The sequence below is a fragment of the Pseudomonas siliginis genome, from assembly GCF_024072275.1.
Taxonomy (GTDB): Bacteria; Pseudomonadota; Gammaproteobacteria; order Pseudomonadales; family Pseudomonadaceae; genus Aquipseudomonas; species Aquipseudomonas siliginis.
Map to the genome: position 1 here is coordinate 1,613,779 of NZ_CP099598.1, position 17,472 is coordinate 1,631,250.

Genomic DNA, 17,472 nt, shown 5'->3' on the forward strand with positions numbered 1-17,472 from the left:
TGCCGACGGTGGTCGGCAGCGGAGGATTTCACATGGCAGCGCTCATCGGTACGGTCACAAAAGTCATTGGTCAGGTGTTCGCTCAAGCGAGCGACGGCATCAAGCGTCCGTTGTTCGAAGGCGATCGTTTGTACGCCGGCGATCAACTGATCACCGGCGCGGAAGGCGCGGTGGCAGTGAAACTGCAAAACGGCGAGGAATTGACCCTCGGTCGGGGCAGCAGCATCACCATGACCGGGCAATTGCTGGCCGACCAGGCTGTGCCGGTGAACGTCGACGAAGCGCAGACCCCAAGCCAGGCGCAACTGACCGATGTCGAGCAAATCCAGCAAGCCATCGCCGCCGGTGAAGACCCAAGCAAAACTGCCGAAGCCACTGCGGCCGGCCCCAACGCGCCCACCGGCAATACCGGTGAACTGGGCGGCGGGCATAGCTTCGTTCTGCTGACCGAAGTCGGTGGCCGGGTCGATCCGATCATCGGTTTCCCCACCGCCGGCTTCAACGGCATTCCCGAATTTCCCGAGTATCGTCGCGACGCGGACATCGACAATGGCGACGACACGCCAGCGCCGGTCGTGGTGCCACCGCCACCGGTGAACAACCCGGTCATCCTCAACGGCCTCGACGCGGCGGGCGGCGAGCTGAACCTCAATGAAGCCAATCTGCCTGACGGTACAGCGGCCAATCCAGGCGCGCTGACGCAAAGTGGCAGCTTCACGGTCTCGGCAGCGGATGGTTTGAACAGCCTGAGCATCGGCGGCATCAACGTGATCGTTGGCGGCGTGCCGATCGGCTTTCCCCAGTCGATCACCACGCAACTGGGCAATACCCTGACCATCACCGGTTATAACGCGGCCACTGGCACGGTCAGCTACAGCTACACCCTCAACGGCAACGAAACCCACGCGGCCGGCGACGGCGTGAACAATCTCAGCGAACAGTTCACCGTAATCGCCACCGACAGCAATGGCGACAGCGCCACCGGCACCCTCGACGTGAACATCACCGACGACGTGCCCAAAGCGTTTGACGACGCCAACGGCATTGCCTCGGAAACCTTGCTGACCCTGACCGGCAATGTCCTCACCAATGACATACAAGGCGCCGACCGCGTACCCACCGGTCCAGTCACGCCCGGTACATTCACCGGTACCTACGGCACCTTGGTTCTGAACGCCGACGGCACCTACACCTACACGCTCAATACCAGCGATGCCGATTTCAAAGCCTTGACCGGCGGCGGTAACGGCACAGAGACCTTCGCCTACACCATCACTGATGCCGACGGCGATTCCAGCACTGCCAATCTGGTTCTGCAGATCCACAACAACGACGATCCAGTCACCATCGACGGCCTGAACGTCGCCGGTGGCGAGCTGACGATCTACGAAAAAAACCTCAGCGACGGCAGCGCCCCTGACGCTGGCGCACTGACGCAAAACGGCACGTTCACCATCACTGCACTGGACGGCGTCACCACGCTGACCGTCGGCGGCATCGCCGTGGTCACCAATGGCGTCGCCGCAGGCTTCCCGCAATCGATCACCACACCACTGGGCAGCACGCTGACCATCACCGGTTTCAACGCTGCAACCGGCGTAGTCAGTTACAGCTACACCCTGGCCGACAACGAAGCGCATCCGAACGCCAACGGCGCGAATAATCTGCCTGAGCAGTTCGCGGTCACGGTCGTTGATGACAACGGCACTACCGCCACCGGCACCCTCGACGTCAACATCGTCGACGACCTGCCGAAAGCCAACGACGACAGCAACGGTACCGCCTCGGAAAGCCAACTGACCCTGACCGGCAACGTCCTGACCAACGACGTGCAAGGTGCCGACCGCGTACCCACCGGTCCAGTCACGCCGGGCACTTTCAATGGTACTTTCGGTACATTGGTTCTGAACGCCGACGGCACTTACACCTACACTCTGAACACCAGCGATGCCGATTTCAAAGCCTTGACCGGTGGCGGCAACGGCACAGAGACCTTCGCCTACACCATCACTGATGCCGACGGCGATTCCAGCACTGCCAATCTGGTTCTGCAGATCCACAACAACGACGACCCAGTCACCATCGATGGCCTGAACGTCGCCGGCGGCGAGCTGACGGTTTACGAGAAGAACCTTGGCGACGGCAGCGCCCCGGATGCTGGTGCGCTGACGCAGAACGGCACGTTCACCATCACTGCACTGGACGGCGTCACCACGCTGACTGTCGGCGGCATCGCCGTGGTGACCAGCGGCGTCGCCGCAGGCTTCCCGCAATCGATCACCACGCCATTGGGCAGCACGCTGACCATCACCGGTTTCAACGCTGCAACCGGCGTGGTCAGTTACAGCTATTCCCTGGCCGACAATGAAGCGCATCCGAACGCCAACGGCGCGAATAATTTGCCTGAGCAGTTCGCGGTTACGGTAGTCGATGACAACGGCACGACAGCCAACGGCACGCTGGATGTGAACATCGTCGACGACCTGCCGAAAGCCAACGATGACAGCAATGGTACCGCCTCGGAAAGCCAACTGACCCTGACCGGCAACGTCCTGACCAACGACGTGCAAGGTGCCGACCGCGTACCGACAGGCCCGGTTACGCCCGGCACGTTCACCGGTACTTACGGCACCTTGGTTCTGAACGCCGACGGCACTTACACCTACACCCTGAACACCAGCGATGCCGATTTCAAAGCCTTGACCGGCGGCGGTAACGGTACAGAGACCTTCGCCTACACCATCACTGATGCCGACGGCGATAGCAGCACTGCCAATCTCGTACTGAATATCCACAACAATGACGATCCGGTGCTGCTCAACGGCCTCGACGTCAACGGTGGCGAACTCACCGTCTACGAAAAAAATCTCAGCGACGGCACCAGCCCCAACACCCCAGCGCTGACCCAGAACGGCACTTTTACCGTCAGCGCTCTCGATGGTCTGCAGACCCTCACGGTTGGCGGCATCGCGGTGATCACCAACGGCGTGGCCGCAGGTTTCCCGCAATCGGTGATCACACCCCTGGGCAGCACCTTGACCATCACCGGTTATGACCCGGCGACCGGCGTAGTCAGTTACAGCTACACCCTGGCCGACAACGAAGCCCATCCAACCGCCAACGGCGCCAACAGCCTCACCGAGAACTTCGACGTCGTCGCGACGGACACCGATGGCAGCACCGCCAGCGGCCAGATCAACGTCAACATCGTTGATGATTTGCCGACCGCGCATGCGGACGCGGCTTCGGTGGCGGAGGGCGGCACCGTCAGCGGCAATGTGCTGGATAACGATATCGGCGGCGCGGATGGCCCGGCGATTACCGGCGCAGTGGTCGGCGTGCGTGTCGGTGCCGACACCTCGACTTCGGCCATCGGCGGGCTCAATTCGCAGATCAACGGCACCTACGGCTACCTCACGCTTGATGCCAACGGTAACGCCGTTTATCACAGCAATCCCAACGCGGTGAACGGTCCGGGTGCCGTGGATGTGTTCACCTACACCGTGCGCGATTCCGATGGTGATGAAAGCACCACGACGATCACGATCGACGTCTATAACAGCTGCCTGAAAGCGGTCAGCGACACTGACGTCACCGTCTACGAAAAAGCCCTCGACCTGAACAAGGATGGCCAGGATCTGGCGGCGGGCAGTGTGGTCGGCAGCGATCCGAACAGCACTGGCGAAACCGCTTCCGGCACCCTGGTCGGCTCGGTCACTGGTGCGGTCGGAGCGATCAGCTATGCACTGGTCGGCAGCGCCACCGGTAATTACGGGCAGATCGTCCTCAATGCCAATGGCACTTACACCTACACCCTGACTTCGCCTGCGACCACCACGCCGCACGCCGACGATGGCGCCAACAGCCTGAGCGAAACATTCACCTATCAGGCCACCGATTCGCTGGGCAATGTCGTCACCAGCACGATCGTTGTGAGCATCGTCGATGACGTGCCGAAGGCGCTGAATGACAGCAATGCCGACAACGCGACCGAAGCCCAGTTGACCCTGACCGGCAACGTCCTCGACAACGACGTGCAGGGCGCCGACCGCGTCGCCAGCGGCCCGGTAACCGCCGGTACTTTCACCGGCACTTACGGCACCCTGGTGCTCAATGCCAACGGCACTTATACCTACACGCTTGACGCCAACGACGCCGACTTCAAAAACCTCCATGGCGGCGGCAACGGCACGGAAAACTTCGCCTACACCATCACCGATGCCGACGGCGACACCAGCACCGCCAACCTGGTGCTGAACATCCACAACAATGACGATCCGGTGTGCCTCGACGGCCTCAACGTGAAGGGCGGCGAAATCACTGTTTACGAGAAAAATCTCAGCGACGGCAGCAACCCCGACACCTCGGCGCTGACCCGGAGCGGCAGCTTCACCGTGACCGCCCTTGATGGCCTGCAAACCCTCACGGTCGGCGGCATTGCGGTGATCAGCAATGGCGTCGCCGCCGGTTTGCCGCAATCGGTGGTCTCGCCACTGGGCAGCACCTTCACCGTCACCGGTTATGATCCGGCCACCGGCGTGGTCAGTTACAGCTACACCCTGGTCGACAACGAAGCTCATCCGAACGCCAATGGCGCCAACAGCCTCAGCGAGAGCTTTGACGTGGTCGCCACTGATACCGATGGCAGTTCGGCTAGCGGTCAGATCAACGTCAATATCGTCGACGATTTGCCGACTGCCAACGCCGATACCGGCTCGGTGGCGGAGGGCGGCACGGTCAATGTCAGTGTGCTCGGCAATGACAGCAGCGGCGCCGATGGTGCCGCCACGGTGGTCGGCGTGCGCGCCGGCAGCAACACCGCGACATCAGCCAGCGGCGGGCTCAACAGCAACATCAACGGCAACTACGGCTACCTGACCCTCGACGCGGCGGGCAATGCGGTTTACCACAGCAACCCGAACTCGGTGAGCCCGCCGGGCGCGACCGACACGTTCACTTACACCATCCGTGACAGCGACGGCGATGAAAGCACCACGACGCTAACCATCAACGTCGCCGACAGCAAACTGGTCGCCGCGGTGGATCAGGATGTCACGGTCTATGAAAAAGCCCTCGACCTGAACAAGGATGGCCAGGATCTCGCCCCCGGCACAGTCACCGGCAGCGAACCGGGCAACACCGGTGAAACCGCCAGCGGCACGCTGGTCGGTTCGGTCAGTGGCGGCAGCGGCGCGATCACTTACACCCTGGTCGGCAACGCCACCGGTAGCTACGGGCAACTGCTGCTCAACGCTGACGGCACCTACACCTACACGCTGACCTCGGCGCCGAAAACCGCGCCGAACGCCAACGACGGGCCGAACACTCTCAGCGAAACGTTCACCTACAAAGCCACCGATGCACTGGGCAACAGCACCACCAGCACCCTCGTGGTCAACATCGTCGACGACATACCGAAAGCCGTTGCCTCGGATCGCTCGGTAACCGCAGTGGAGATCGATTCGAACATTCTCATCGTCCTCGACATCTCCGGCAGTATGGCTGATGCCTCTGGCGTGCCGGGCCTGTCGCGGCTGGCACTGGCCAAGCAGGCCATTGGTGCCTTGCTCGACAAGTACGATGATCTGGGCGATGTGAAAGTGCAGCTGGTGACGTTCAGCAGCAATGCCGCCGACCGCACCACCGTGTGGGTGGATGTCGCCACCGCCAAGACACTCCTCGCCGGTCTCAACGCTGGCGGCGGCACCAACTACGATGCTGCCGTAGCAGTGATGCAGACCGCGTTCAACACCTCCGGCAAACTCACCGGGGCACAGAACGTCGGCTACTTCTTCTCTGACGGCAAGCCCAACGAGGGCGACATCGGCACGGCTGACGAAGCCGCGCTGAAAAACTTCCTCGACGCCAACAACATCAAGAACTACGCCATTGGTCTGGGCAGTGGCGTGAGCAACGCCAACCTCGATCCGCTGGCCTACGATGGCATCAACCACACCAATACCAATGCGGTGGTGGTCACCGATCTCAATCAGCTCAACTCGGTATTGTCCGGCACCGTGCAGGGCGCGCCGGTCACCGGTTCGCTGCTGGGCGAGGGCGGTTCGTTCGGCGCCGATGGCGGTTTCATCAAGTCGATCGTGGTCGACGGCACCACCTACACCTACGATCCGAAAGCCCTCAGTGGCCAGGGTTCGTTGACCGCGAGCGGCGGCGCCAATCACGGCACCTTCAATACCGCCAACAACAGCGTCAGCATTGCCACCAACAACAGCGGCACGCTGGTGGTCAATCTTGATACCGGCGAATACAGCTACACCTCGCAGAAAACCACCGCAGTGGTGATCACCGAAAACATCGGCTTCACCGTCAGCGACAACGACGGCGATCTGGCCAGCTCCACCCTGACGGTGAAAGTGATCCCCAACGCGCCACCGGTGGCGATGGACGATCACGTCATCACCAACGTGCTGTCGGGCAATATCGTGGTGCCGGGCGAGCTGTTGCTGGCCAATGACACCGATCCGAACGGCGACACCCTCAACGCCACACCCACCAGTTTCAATACCGGTTGGGTGTCGAAAGCGGCGGACTTCACCGGCAGCGGCCTGATCGGCTTCACTGGGCAGACCAATAACGCAGCCAACCAGAATCTGGCCAATGTGCGCAGCGCCTTCAGCGCCAATGCCGCGACCATGACCGCCGTGCTGGTGGTCAGCGGTTATCTGGGCATGGTGAGCAACAGCAATGCCAACGATGAAGACCGCATTACCGTCAATCTGCGTCAGGGCGAAACCCTCAATCTGGATCACAATCTGGGTGCCGGTAAGATCAGCATGGAGTATTCGCTCAATGGCGGTGCCTGGATGGCGCTGGCGGATGGCCAGACCCTCAGCGCCTCGGCGGACGGCGTCTACCAGATTCACATCACCAACATTGGTAATGGTGGCGGCAACCCGAATGCGGCGGAGAACTACCAGCTGACCATGACCCTCAACTACGCCGCGGCCCACGACATCACGCCGGACTACCACGGCACTTACGCCGCCAACGACAACCACGGCGGCAGCGACACGGCCAACGTCAGCATCAGCTATCAGGACGGCCACACCCTGACCGGCACTGCTGGCGACGATGTGTTGGTGGCGGGCAGCGGCAACAACGTGATCAATGCCGGCGACGGCAACGACGTACTCACGGCAGGCTCCGGCAATAACGAAATGCACGGCGACGCTGGCAACGACTTGCTCTACAGCGGCGCGGGCAACGATCTGCTCGACGGCGGCACTGGCAGCGACACCGCCAGCTACGCCCACGCCACAGCCGCCGTCACCGTCAATCTCGGCCTGCTCGGTGCGCAGAACACCCTCGGCGCCGGTACTGACACGTTGACCGGCATCGAAAACCTGCTCGGCTCGAACTTCAACGACAGCCTCACCGGCGACGGCAACAACAACGTGATCAACGGTGGCCTCGGCAACGACTTCCTCAATGGCGGCGCTGGCGATGACTTGCTGATCGGTGGCATGGGCAACAATACGCTGACGGGCGGGGCAGGGGCCGACACCTTCCAGTGGCTCAAGGGCAACAGCGGCCATGACCTGATTACCGATTTCACCCCCGGTACCGACAGGCTCGATCTGTCGCAACTGCTGCAAGGCGAAAACGCCAGCACCGCGTCGCTGGACGACTATCTGCACTTCACCGTCAGCGGCAGCGGCGCCTCGGTGATGACCAGCATCGACGTCAGCGCGATGGCCGGAGGCACGCCGAATCAGACCATCGACCTCGCCGGAGTCAACCTCGCCAGCCATTACGGCGTGACACCGGGGGCGGGCGGCATGATTGCCAGCGGTCACGACACAGCGACGATCATCAGCGGCATGCTCAATGATCATTCGTTGAAGGTGGATACGGTTTGAGCTGAGGTCTGAAATAACAAAACCCGCCGCCCCGGTTGATTCGGGACGGTGGGTTTTGTCTGTCTGTAGAGACGTGTTGTCTTTAAGTCAGCCTTCGCGAGCAGGCTCGCTCCCACAGGGGAGAGCGGTGAAACTGTGGGAGCGAGCCTGCTCGCGAAGAGGCCGGTTTATCCGTAAATGGGATAGATACACCATGGAGCCCATCGGGCATTCAGGTCCGGATGGCAAACAATTCCGCCATTGGCATGCGCATATATCGACCGCGAGTTGCTCGGGCAACCTCCTTCATCGCACATCCGGTATATGCCCCCAGCGGCTATTGGCCAATAAGGATCGGGTCCATATACCACTTGCATTGTGTGCAGTGCACCACCCATGGCTTCTGCGCCCGGAATGCTGTATCGCCAGTTGAGCGCCTCTTGGTGTGTCATGCCGTAGCCGCCGATAGCCAACTGATAAACATTCGTCACACTGACGTAATAGGAAAATGAGCTGAATCGGTCCTGTACGGTAATGTACGTATTGCCGTTACGTATGCCCGTGACTTTCCCGTTGCCGTCGACATAAGCCACGTTAGGATTACTGCTTCTGTAGGTGATCGGGTGGACGCCTGTAGACGGGACGGCGGCGCGGATTTGGGTATTGTTTGGAAAATCTGCACTGTGAGTGTGGCGCCATGCATAAACTCTCAGTCCTGACAGGGCCATGGCGCTGTTGTTGACTTGCAGCGCTTTGCGCAGCGTGAACGAGCGTAAAGGAGAGAGAAGACCGTCGCCATAGAGTGCTCGAATCTGCACGACTGTCAGTACATCGACAACGAGCCCCTTCAATAGCGTCGAAAATTTCCCGTCCTTGTCTGTGGTCAATGTCTCTATCGACTCGCCATTCACCAGAACTTCAACCTGCTGTTCTACGCTCGCAGTTCCCTCGATCGTGACATTCGGATCAACCGTCAGGTCGCTATGCGGAATCTCCCTGTTCTGCGAGTCCTTAATCAGTGTGATGACCGGCTGCAACTCAACCAGAGATTCGATCTGATAGGTCTGGTGGGGAAATTCCACTGGATTGCCGCGCAACCCCAGGCGCACGGAAAATATCAATGTCGCCGTACTGCCGCTTTTGAGATTTTTCAACACTTCCAGCGTCGGCGTTGACAGTTCCCGTATCAGCCCGGCGCTGGTGACGCTCGCCTCCGCGTTCATGATGACGTGGCGAACAGGGTTGTCTTTGCTGTCGATGCCGATCAGCACCAGCGTCATGCTCTGGCCCGGCCGTTGTCCGTGCCAGAGGTTGACCGCCAATTTGTCTGCGCTGGTCAGTTTTTTTACGTCCAGGATTGCGTTATCAATGCCAATGATTCGCGGTCTCGGAAACCTGGGATCCTGATCAGCGATCAGTTTGAAAGAAATCTCAGTTTCCGGAGAAGATCCGATTTTCTTGCCGTCCTGATTCAGGTTGAATTTGAATCGCACGGTTTCACCGTGAAGCGCCACGATCAGGCGCCTGTCGAACGGAAAGCGGGCTTGTTTGGCCGAATCAAGCTCTACCAGCGGGAAGCGATCAAATCCCAGAGGCAGTGGTGTGCATACCAGACGGACTTTTTCGGTCGTGGCATCGAGATACTCCACGAGCATGCTCGGCAGCGCTGCCAAGGGATCAAGCGGATTAGTGAAAGGCGATACCAGTGAGGGCGGCGTGAGGACAAGCTCCTTGGGATCGCCGATCTTCAACTGCGCGATATCGGAAAAGACTTCACTTTCGCCGGGATTGGTGATGGTGGCCTGCACGGCCAGTCTCGCGCTGGCGTAGGGCTTGATGTACTCGTTCTCAGCCTCGAAAACGATGGGCTTTGAAGGATCCGTTACAAGCTGTCCCCAAGTAAACCGTACCAACTTGCCGTTGATGTCTGTGGTCTGCCAATGCAGCTTGACCTCTGCCCCTTGTTTCAAGGGCCAGAAACTGGCGACATTTATAAAGGCTTTGGCAGTGTCGACTGCCAGCTCACCTTCCACCAGTGGGGTGACCTCCGGTGCTCCCAGTGGCAAGGATTTACCCGCAACGGTGACGTCAGCAGGTTTGGAAAGTTTGGACTGACCTGCTCTGGTCAGAATATAAGTTGCCCGTAAACTTCCACCTATCACATTTTGAATGCGGAAATTTTCCACGGGAAAGTTCAGTGTCTTGCTGTCTACGGTCACCGTTAAAGAATAGGTATGAGTGACTGGCACGTTGTTTCGGGTGAATCCTTCCAGTGTCAGGGCGATCACATCGTTGATCGCAAAACTGCCCGTCAGGAGAATGTTCGTCGGGCCGCCTGCAAGCCAGTCATGGTGTATTACGTCGTTGGCATCGGACTGCTCGAAAATCGGCGCGGTCAGCAGAGTTATTACGGGCTTGAACGGCAGAATGAGCGGTTCCGAAAAACCACTGGAGTTCTCGACAATGTCATAAACGCTCCAGCGCACCACCAGATTGCTGGTTTGTTGCAATTTGCCGAGCAAGTCAGGCGTCAGCTTGAAAACGATGTCGGCCGAGTCGTCGGTCACGACGAAGTCCAGCCGCAGCGAACCAAATGTCAGCACGACCGTATCGCCGATCTGCTGATTGAAGTAATGCTTGACCGTGACTTCCATGCCCTCTTTGATGACGTTCTGATCGACGATACTTTCCGATGCGATTGGCAGCTTGAGGCCCTGATTGGAAGGCTTGCCGCCGTCAATGTCCGCTTCGCCCGGAGCGGGATGTTTGAACCAGAGTTGTGAGTGTGGCGATTCCCCCGGGTTGCCGCTCAGTCTCGTGACTTTAATCCAGCAATCCAGCCTGACGTCGGTAAACGGCAGGAATTTCTCCTCGAGGGTTTCAGCTGTAATGTCAAAAAGTACGGTTTTAGGGGTCTTTCCATCGGCCTCAAAATCGTCCTCTGTAAGGGCGAAATCAATCACGGACGAAGGGGTGGTGACATCGGGTCTATCGAGGAAGACTTCGATACGGTCACCGAGGGCTTGAGACAGATATGCCGGGAGACTGAAGCCCAATCCGTTAATGTTCTGAGCAATCATGGCGATGTTGATACCGTAGCTCTGGTCAGTTTGCAGCTTGTACAGGAGTGGTTGCGGCGGATAGAGGGCCAGCACACCGATACCGGAACGCGGCGCAGGAGGGAATATCAGGTATTGTGAGCTGGTCATGAATTTTCGCCTTCCATACGGGGCGCTTACCTGGGCTGTCAGCGCCGATACGGAAGAATTAAGCATGCGACGTTAAAGCGCGCACCTGTCAACTCTGACAGGTGCGGACTGATATCGGATGAACGGTTGTGCCGCCGACGGTGGAGCAATCAGCGTTTTTTCAAGGTCTTCTGCCGCACAATATAAACCGTCACCAACACCGCACTGGTCAGCATGAACCCACGCGCCCAAACCAACGGCACCAGATAACACGAGAACAGAATGCTCACCCACATCAGGCCGATCGCGTAGACCTTGCCTTTGAGCGGGATGCCGTTGCCTTCGAGGTAGTCGCGAATCCATGGCCCCAGCCGTGGATGTTCGACCAGCCAGCGATAGAAGCGCGGAGAGCTGCGCGCGAAGCAGGCCGCGGCGAGCAGGAGGAAGGGGGTGGTGGGCAGGACCGGCAGGAAGATGCCGATCACCCCCAATGCGACGCTGAGCCAGCCGATGGCCAGCAGGACGTAGCGCAACATCAGGGGGCGGTTGCCTATGGGGTTGTCCATAGGCCGGTTCTTAGTGATGACGAGGCTTGAGGATCGCCGGTTTTTCGTCGGGGGCCTGGCACAGCAGATACAGCGCGGTCAGGGCTTCCGGGATCTGAACGATCATGTCGTCCATCAGGTTGGCGTCCTTGGCGATGTCTTCGAACTCAGGCTGCTCGTCGAACAGGCCGGAACCGACCATGATCGGCAGGAGCATTTCGCTGACTTCTTCTTCGGCGGTTTCGAACCAGGCCGCTTCACGCAGGAACACGCCTTCCATGAAACCGATGCACCAGCCGCGCAGTTCGGAATCGTCCGGCTCTTCGCCCAGATCCAGTTCGCACGGCAATTCGAATTCTTCATCCGAGGCCAGTTGGCGAGCGATGTGTGCTTTGAGGCCGATCAGTGTGGCTTCGATTTCGGCACGCTGGGCTTCGTCGGCGTAATGTGGCTCTTCGGCGAACAGCGCGTCGATCCACTCGCGCTCCGGAACGTCTTCGGAGCAGATAGACAGCGCGGTCAGGTAACCGTGGGCGGCGACGTAATCCAGCGCCTCGTCGTGCAGCTCGTCGGCATCGAGGAAGACTTGCAGGCGGGTCAGTTGCTCAGCGAAGGACATTACGGGGCTACCTTGGGGAATAAACAATGCGGGAATTCTAGGCTTTCTTGCGCGCTCTAGCCAGCCGCTTGGCAGATTTGCCCGAATTACCGGGCTTACTGGAAAGTTCAATAACGCTGTGGGAGCGAGCCTGCTCGCGAAGGCGGCATGTCAGGCACTGTTGCATTGACTGACCGATTGCTTTCGCGAACAGGCTCGCTCCCACAAGGGCTTTTTGTGTGTCGGTCGGGCGGTGTCTTCTCAGCGGCACCCTGTGCGGCGAAGGCCTCGGGTATACTGCCGCGTTTTGCGATCCCTGCCGGCGCTGCGCTGGTCATGCAATGTGTTCTTACGTTTTGTTTAAGCAGCCGAGGCTGCTCTGAACCAGCCTGAGCAGGGATGTATCGGTAGATTTTTGGAGTTTTTATGCTCGAACAGGCTCAACGCGTCCTCAAGGACATCTTCGGCTACGACAGTTTCCGTGGCCGTCAGGGTGCGATCATTGAGCGCGTGGCCAGCGGCGGTGATGCGCTGGTGCTGATGCCTACCGGTGGCGGCAAGTCGTTGTGCTTCCAGGTGCCGGCACTGTTGCGCGAGGGCCTGGCGGTGGTCGTTTCGCCGTTGATCGCGCTGATGGACGATCAGGTCGCCACCCTTGAAGAACTGGGCGTCGCCGCCGCTGCGCTGAACTCCACGCTGAGTGCCGAGCAGCAGCGTGATCTCGCCCTGCGGATCAAGCGCGGCGAAGTGAAAATGCTCTATCTCGCGCCCGAGCGTCTGGTGCAGCCACGCATGCTGGCGTTCCTGCAAAGCCTGGAAATCGCCCTGTTCGCCATCGACGAAGCGCATTGCGTGTCGCAATGGGGTCACGATTTCCGCCGCGAATACCTGCAACTGGGTCAATTGGCCGAGCTGTTCCCCAACGTTCCGCGCATTGCCCTCACCGCGACCGCCGACAAGCGCACCCGCGAAGAAATTGTCGATCGCCTGCACCTGCAGAACGCCGAGCGCTTTCTGTCGAGTTTCGACCGCCCGAACATCTTCTATCGCATCGTGCCCAAGGAGCAGCCGCGCAAACAGTTGCTGGCGTTCCTCGCCGAACGGCGCAGCGACGCCGGCATCGTTTACTGCCTGTCGCGCAAGAAGGTCGAAGAAGTTGCGGCGTTCCTCAGCGAGCAGGGCTTCCCGGCGCTGCCGTATCACGCCGGTCTGCCCAACGATCTGCGCGCCTATCACCAGAAGCGCTTCCTCAACGAGGAAGGCCTGATCATGGTCGCCACCGTGGCGTTCGGCATGGGCATCGACAAGCCCAACGTACGTTTTGTCGCGCACCTCGATCTGCCGAAATCCCTTGAGGCGTATTACCAGGAAACCGGACGCGGCGGCCGTGACGGGCTGCCGGCGGATGCGTGGATGGCCTACGGTCTGCAAGACGTGGTGATGCTCAAGCAGATGCTGCAGAACTCCGAAGGCGACGAGCGGCACAAGCGTCTGGAGCAGCACAAGCTCGACGCGATGCTCTCGCTGTGCGAAGAAACCCGCTGCCGCCGGCAGGCGTTGCTGGCCTATTTCGATGAAGACATGCCTGAGCCGTGCGGGCACTGCGACAACTGTGTCGACGGCGTGCAGACCTGGGACGCCACCGAACCTGCTCGTCAGGCCTTGTCGGCGATTTTCCGCACCGGCCAGCGCTATGGCGTCGGTCATCTGGTCGACGTGTTGCTGGGCAAGGACAACGAAAAGGTGCGCAGCTTCGGCCATCAGCATTTGTCGGTGTTCGGTGTTGGCAAGGCATTAAGCGAGAGCGAGTGGCGCTCGCTGTTCCGCCAGTTGGTGGCGCGTGGGTTGGCCGATGTCGATCACGAGGGTTATGGCGGTCTGCGTCTTAATGACAGTTGCCGGCCGCTGCTCAAAGGCGAAGTGAAACTGGAACTGCGCCGTGACCTGAAACCGCAAGTCACTGCCAAAACGGGTAGCAAGAGCCAGGCCAGCCAACTGGTGCGCGGCGAAGAACGCGAACAGTGGGAAGCCTTGCGCGCACTACGGCGCAAATTGGCCGAAGAACACGGCGTGCCGCCGTACGTCATCTTCCCCGACTCGACGTTGTTGGAAATGCTCCGCAGCCAGCCGACGTCTCTGGCGGAAATGGCCCGGGTCAGCGGCGTCGGCGCACGCAAGCTGGAGCGCTATGGCGAAGCCTTCCTCGAAGTGCTCGGCGACGAGGCGGAGGCGCCGAAGGTGGTCGCCGATGTCCGTCACGAGCTGATCACCCTGGCCCGCGCCGGCATGACCCCGCTGCAGATCGCCGGGCAGTTGCAGTGCTCGGAGAAGAACGTCTACGCCATGCTCGCCGAAGCTATCGGCAAGCAGCAGTTGTCGCTGGAGCAGGCGCTGGATTTGCCTGAGGAATTGATGGGCGAAGTGCAGGACGCGTTTCTCGATGGCGAGGGCGAGTTGCCGTCCGTCGCCGAAGTCGCCGAGTTGTTCGCCGGACGTGTTCCTGAAGGCGTGCTTTATTGTGTGCGGGCGGCGTTGCAGTCTGAATTCGAGATGTAATCTGGCCGTTCCCTAACCCCAACTCTCTCCCACAGGGAGAGGGAGCCGACCGCGGTGTCTGGCGGCAGACTCGACCTGCAAAACCGAGTCGATTATGGATTCAGCGAGCGCTGTCGGGTCGGCGAATTTTCAAAGCATCCCCCGCTCAGTTCCCTCTCCCTCTGGGAGAGGGCTAGGGTGAGGGGCTTTTGATCTTCGCGCAGTTGTAACGATTCAATACAGAGCCACTCTTGCCTATAACTGCCGCCCATGCTTAGCTGACTAATAATTAGATTTTCCGTATTTTCAGTCTAACCGTGAGTGTTTTATGCCGTTAACCGATCAACATCGCTTTGGTATGCAACTGGCCCAGATGTCCCGTGGCTGGCGTGCCGAACTGGATCGTCGCCTCGCCGGGCTGGGCCTGTCGCAGGCGCGCTGGCTGGTGCTGCTGCATCTGGCGCGTTTTGAAGAGGCGCCGACCCAACGCGAACTGGCGCAGAGTGTCGGCGTCGAAGGCCCGACCCTGGCGCGCTTGCTCGATAGTCTGGAGAACCAGGGACTGGTGCAACGCCAGTCAGTGATGGAAGACCGTCGGGCGAAAAAAATCGTGCTCTGCGCACCTGCGCTGCCCCTGATCGAACAGATCGAGACCATTGCCACGCAGCTGCGCCACGAATTGTTCGAGGGCGTCGATGAGGCGGATTTGAAGGTGTGCATGCGCGTACACGGGCACATTCTGGCCAACCTGGAAAAATCTTGAGGCACATCCCGCCAGTGATTTTTTGAGAGATCGCGCTGAGCCGACTATAAGAACTACTGGGCAATATCGTGTTCGTACCGGATGTGCGAACGCATAGAAACCGGTTTTGCTTATTTAAGGGATGCTCATGCTCGCAAGTCGGCACATGCTGCGCGGGGGCGCCAAATGGCTGCTGCTCGCGGGCGTATTCAGCTATTCGACCTGGTCGATGGCGTTGGGGTTGGGCGAAATCACTGTTCACTCAGCCCTCAATCAGCCGTTCAAGGCCGACATCGCGCTGGTTGATGTCGGTACGTTGACGCAAAACGATCTCTCGGCCAGCCTGGCTTCGGCGGATGAATTCGGCCGGGCGGGCGTCGAGCGGGTGTTCTTTCTCAATGACCTCAAGTTCACTCCGATCCTGCGCGGCAGCCGCCAGATGATCCGGGTGACCTCGGGTAAACCGGTCAACGAACCTTTCCTGAATTTTCTCGTGCAGCTGGATCAACCCAACGGACGTCTGTTGCGCGAGTACACGGTGTTGATCGATCCGCCGGGTTCGCCGGGCATCGTGCCCGCCACCGACGAGCCGGATCCGCGCCCGCAATCTTCTGAGTTTCCAACCGTCGAACCGGTTACCGCACCGCCCCAGGCTGCCCAAGGCAAACGCCCTGCGACGCCTGTGCCGCCAACGCCGGCGCCGCCTGCCAATGATGCGCAGGCCGAGCAACTGGCCGCCAGCGTGCTGCTCACCCAGCAACTGCAAAAGACCCTCGACGAACAGAACCTCAGGCTGCAAGAGCAGCAAGTGCAAATAGCCGACGGCAAGAAGCAGATTGAAGATTTGCAAACCCGCTTGGCCGAAGTGCAGAAAGCACCGCCACCGCCCGTGGTCGCTCCGGTTCCGGCCGCTGTTTCAGCCCCGGTCGAGGCGGCAGACGATGGCGTGAACTGGCCGCTGCTCGGCGGACTTCTATTGCTGCTGGGCGTGCTGGCTGCGTTGCTCATACGTCGCCGTCAGCAAGGTTCGACCGCAGATGGCACGCCGATGCCGCTATTGCCTGTGAGCGCCGAAGACAACGTTGATGAGCCTGAACTTCAACAATCTGTCGGTGCGCACGCGGCCGCCGATCATCGCGACGAACCCGGTGCCGGCGACGTGCTGGAGGCTGTGGGCATCTATCTGGCCTACGGCCGGCTCAGCGAAGCCGCCGGGCTGCTGCGCGATGCCTTGCACAAGGAGCCTGAACGCACCGATCTCGGTTTGCAGTTGCTGGAGGTTCTTGGGCGCCAGGGTGACAGCGCCGCTTACGAACAGCAGGAAAACCGCCTGCGTGCGCTTGGCGTCGATGAGCGCGAACTGATTGAAACCCGCGCTCGCCATCCCAAACTGGCAGGCGCCGCACCGGCGGCATTTGCAGCAACGCCAATCGCGCCTGAGCTGCCCGTGGCCACGGCAGCGACCGCAGCTGCGCCGCTTGCATCGTCGCCCGGCGCTCTCGAGGATGATTTCGAATTGAATCTGGGCGAGCTGTCGATGGATTCAAATTGGGATCTGAACGACAGCCGCACCGATTCCGCCGCACCGCCAATCGATGATCCAGAGCTGGGCACTAGCTTGTCAGTGCTGCCTGTCGATTTTGACCTGCCACAGGCTGCATCTGCTGAAGAAGCCGAACTTGAATGGATACCCGAACCCGACGCCCAGCCGCTCGACGATGACTTTCTCAATGAGTTCGGCGATCCCGAGCCGTCGCTGGTGCTGGAACCTTTGGATCTGCAACCACCCGAGTCCACCGACATCGAGTCCTCCGGCAAGCTCGAACAGGCACAAACCTGCATCGACGATGGCGACATCGACAGCGCGATCGCGCTGCTCAATGAATTGCTCAGGGAAGGAGATGAGCCGTTGAAGCAGACGGCAAGGACGTTGCTGGCGGGGATTCGCTGAGCGCCAACGGATTTCGCGTTCATCCGAGACCGCTTTCGCGAGCAGGCTCGCTCC

At 60.1% G+C, this 17,472-nt stretch carries 7 protein-coding genes; 4 read left to right on the forward strand and 3 right to left on the reverse strand.

The genetic code is table 11. From position 1 onward, the window contains the following. The first annotated feature begins 32 nt into the window (after window positions 1-32). Window positions 33-7,880, forward strand: a complete 7,848-nt coding sequence (locus tag NF676_RS07685) for a retention module-containing protein (RefSeq protein WP_252887481.1) — start codon at window positions 33-35, stop codon at window positions 7,878-7,880. A gap of 167 nt (window positions 7,881-8,047) precedes the next feature. On the opposite strand, the gene NF676_RS07690 is transcribed toward NF676_RS07685, so the two are convergent. The 3 genes from NF676_RS07690 to NF676_RS07700 form a co-directional block, all read right to left on the reverse strand. Further along, entirely contained in the window at window positions 8,048-11,068 is a 3,021-nt protein-coding gene (locus tag NF676_RS07690; protein ID WP_252887482.1) for an Ig-like domain-containing protein, read from the reverse strand. A 149-nt stretch (window positions 11,069-11,217) separates the two neighbouring features. Beyond that, window positions 11,218-11,613, reverse strand: a complete 396-nt coding sequence (locus NF676_RS07695) for a YbaN family protein (RefSeq protein WP_056783699.1) — start codon at window positions 11,611-11,613, stop codon at window positions 11,218-11,220. Window positions 11,614-11,623: 10 nt separating this feature from the next. After that, the gene (locus NF676_RS07700; protein ID WP_101158594.1) at window positions 11,624-12,211 is read right to left on the reverse strand and encodes a UPF0149 family protein; all 588 of its coding nucleotides are present in this window, start codon (window positions 12,209-12,211) and stop codon (window positions 11,624-11,626) included. A gap of 405 nt (window positions 12,212-12,616) precedes the next feature. Here NF676_RS07700 and recQ point away from each other — a divergent pair, with 405 nt between their 5' ends. The 3 genes from recQ to NF676_RS07715 all read left to right on the forward strand — a co-directional run bounded on the left by recQ (window position 12,617) and on the right by NF676_RS07715 (window position 17,418). After that, window positions 12,617-14,746 carry a DNA helicase RecQ gene (gene recQ / locus NF676_RS07705; RefSeq protein WP_252887483.1) on the forward strand — a complete coding sequence of 710 codons (2,130 nt, stop codon included), beginning with the start codon at window positions 12,617-12,619 and terminating at the stop codon, window positions 14,744-14,746. Window positions 14,747-15,053: 307 nt separating this feature from the next. Continuing rightward, window positions 15,054-15,488: a MarR family transcriptional regulator gene (locus NF676_RS07710; protein ID WP_016771142.1), complete on the forward strand. Its 435-nt coding sequence runs from the start codon at window positions 15,054-15,056 to the stop codon at window positions 15,486-15,488. A 127-nt stretch (window positions 15,489-15,615) separates the two neighbouring features. Beyond that, on the forward strand, window positions 15,616-17,418 hold the full coding sequence (locus NF676_RS07715; protein ID WP_252887484.1) for a motility hub landmark protein FimV: 1,803 nt from the start codon (window positions 15,616-15,618) through the stop codon (window positions 17,416-17,418). Window positions 17,419-17,472: the final 54 nt, after the last annotated feature.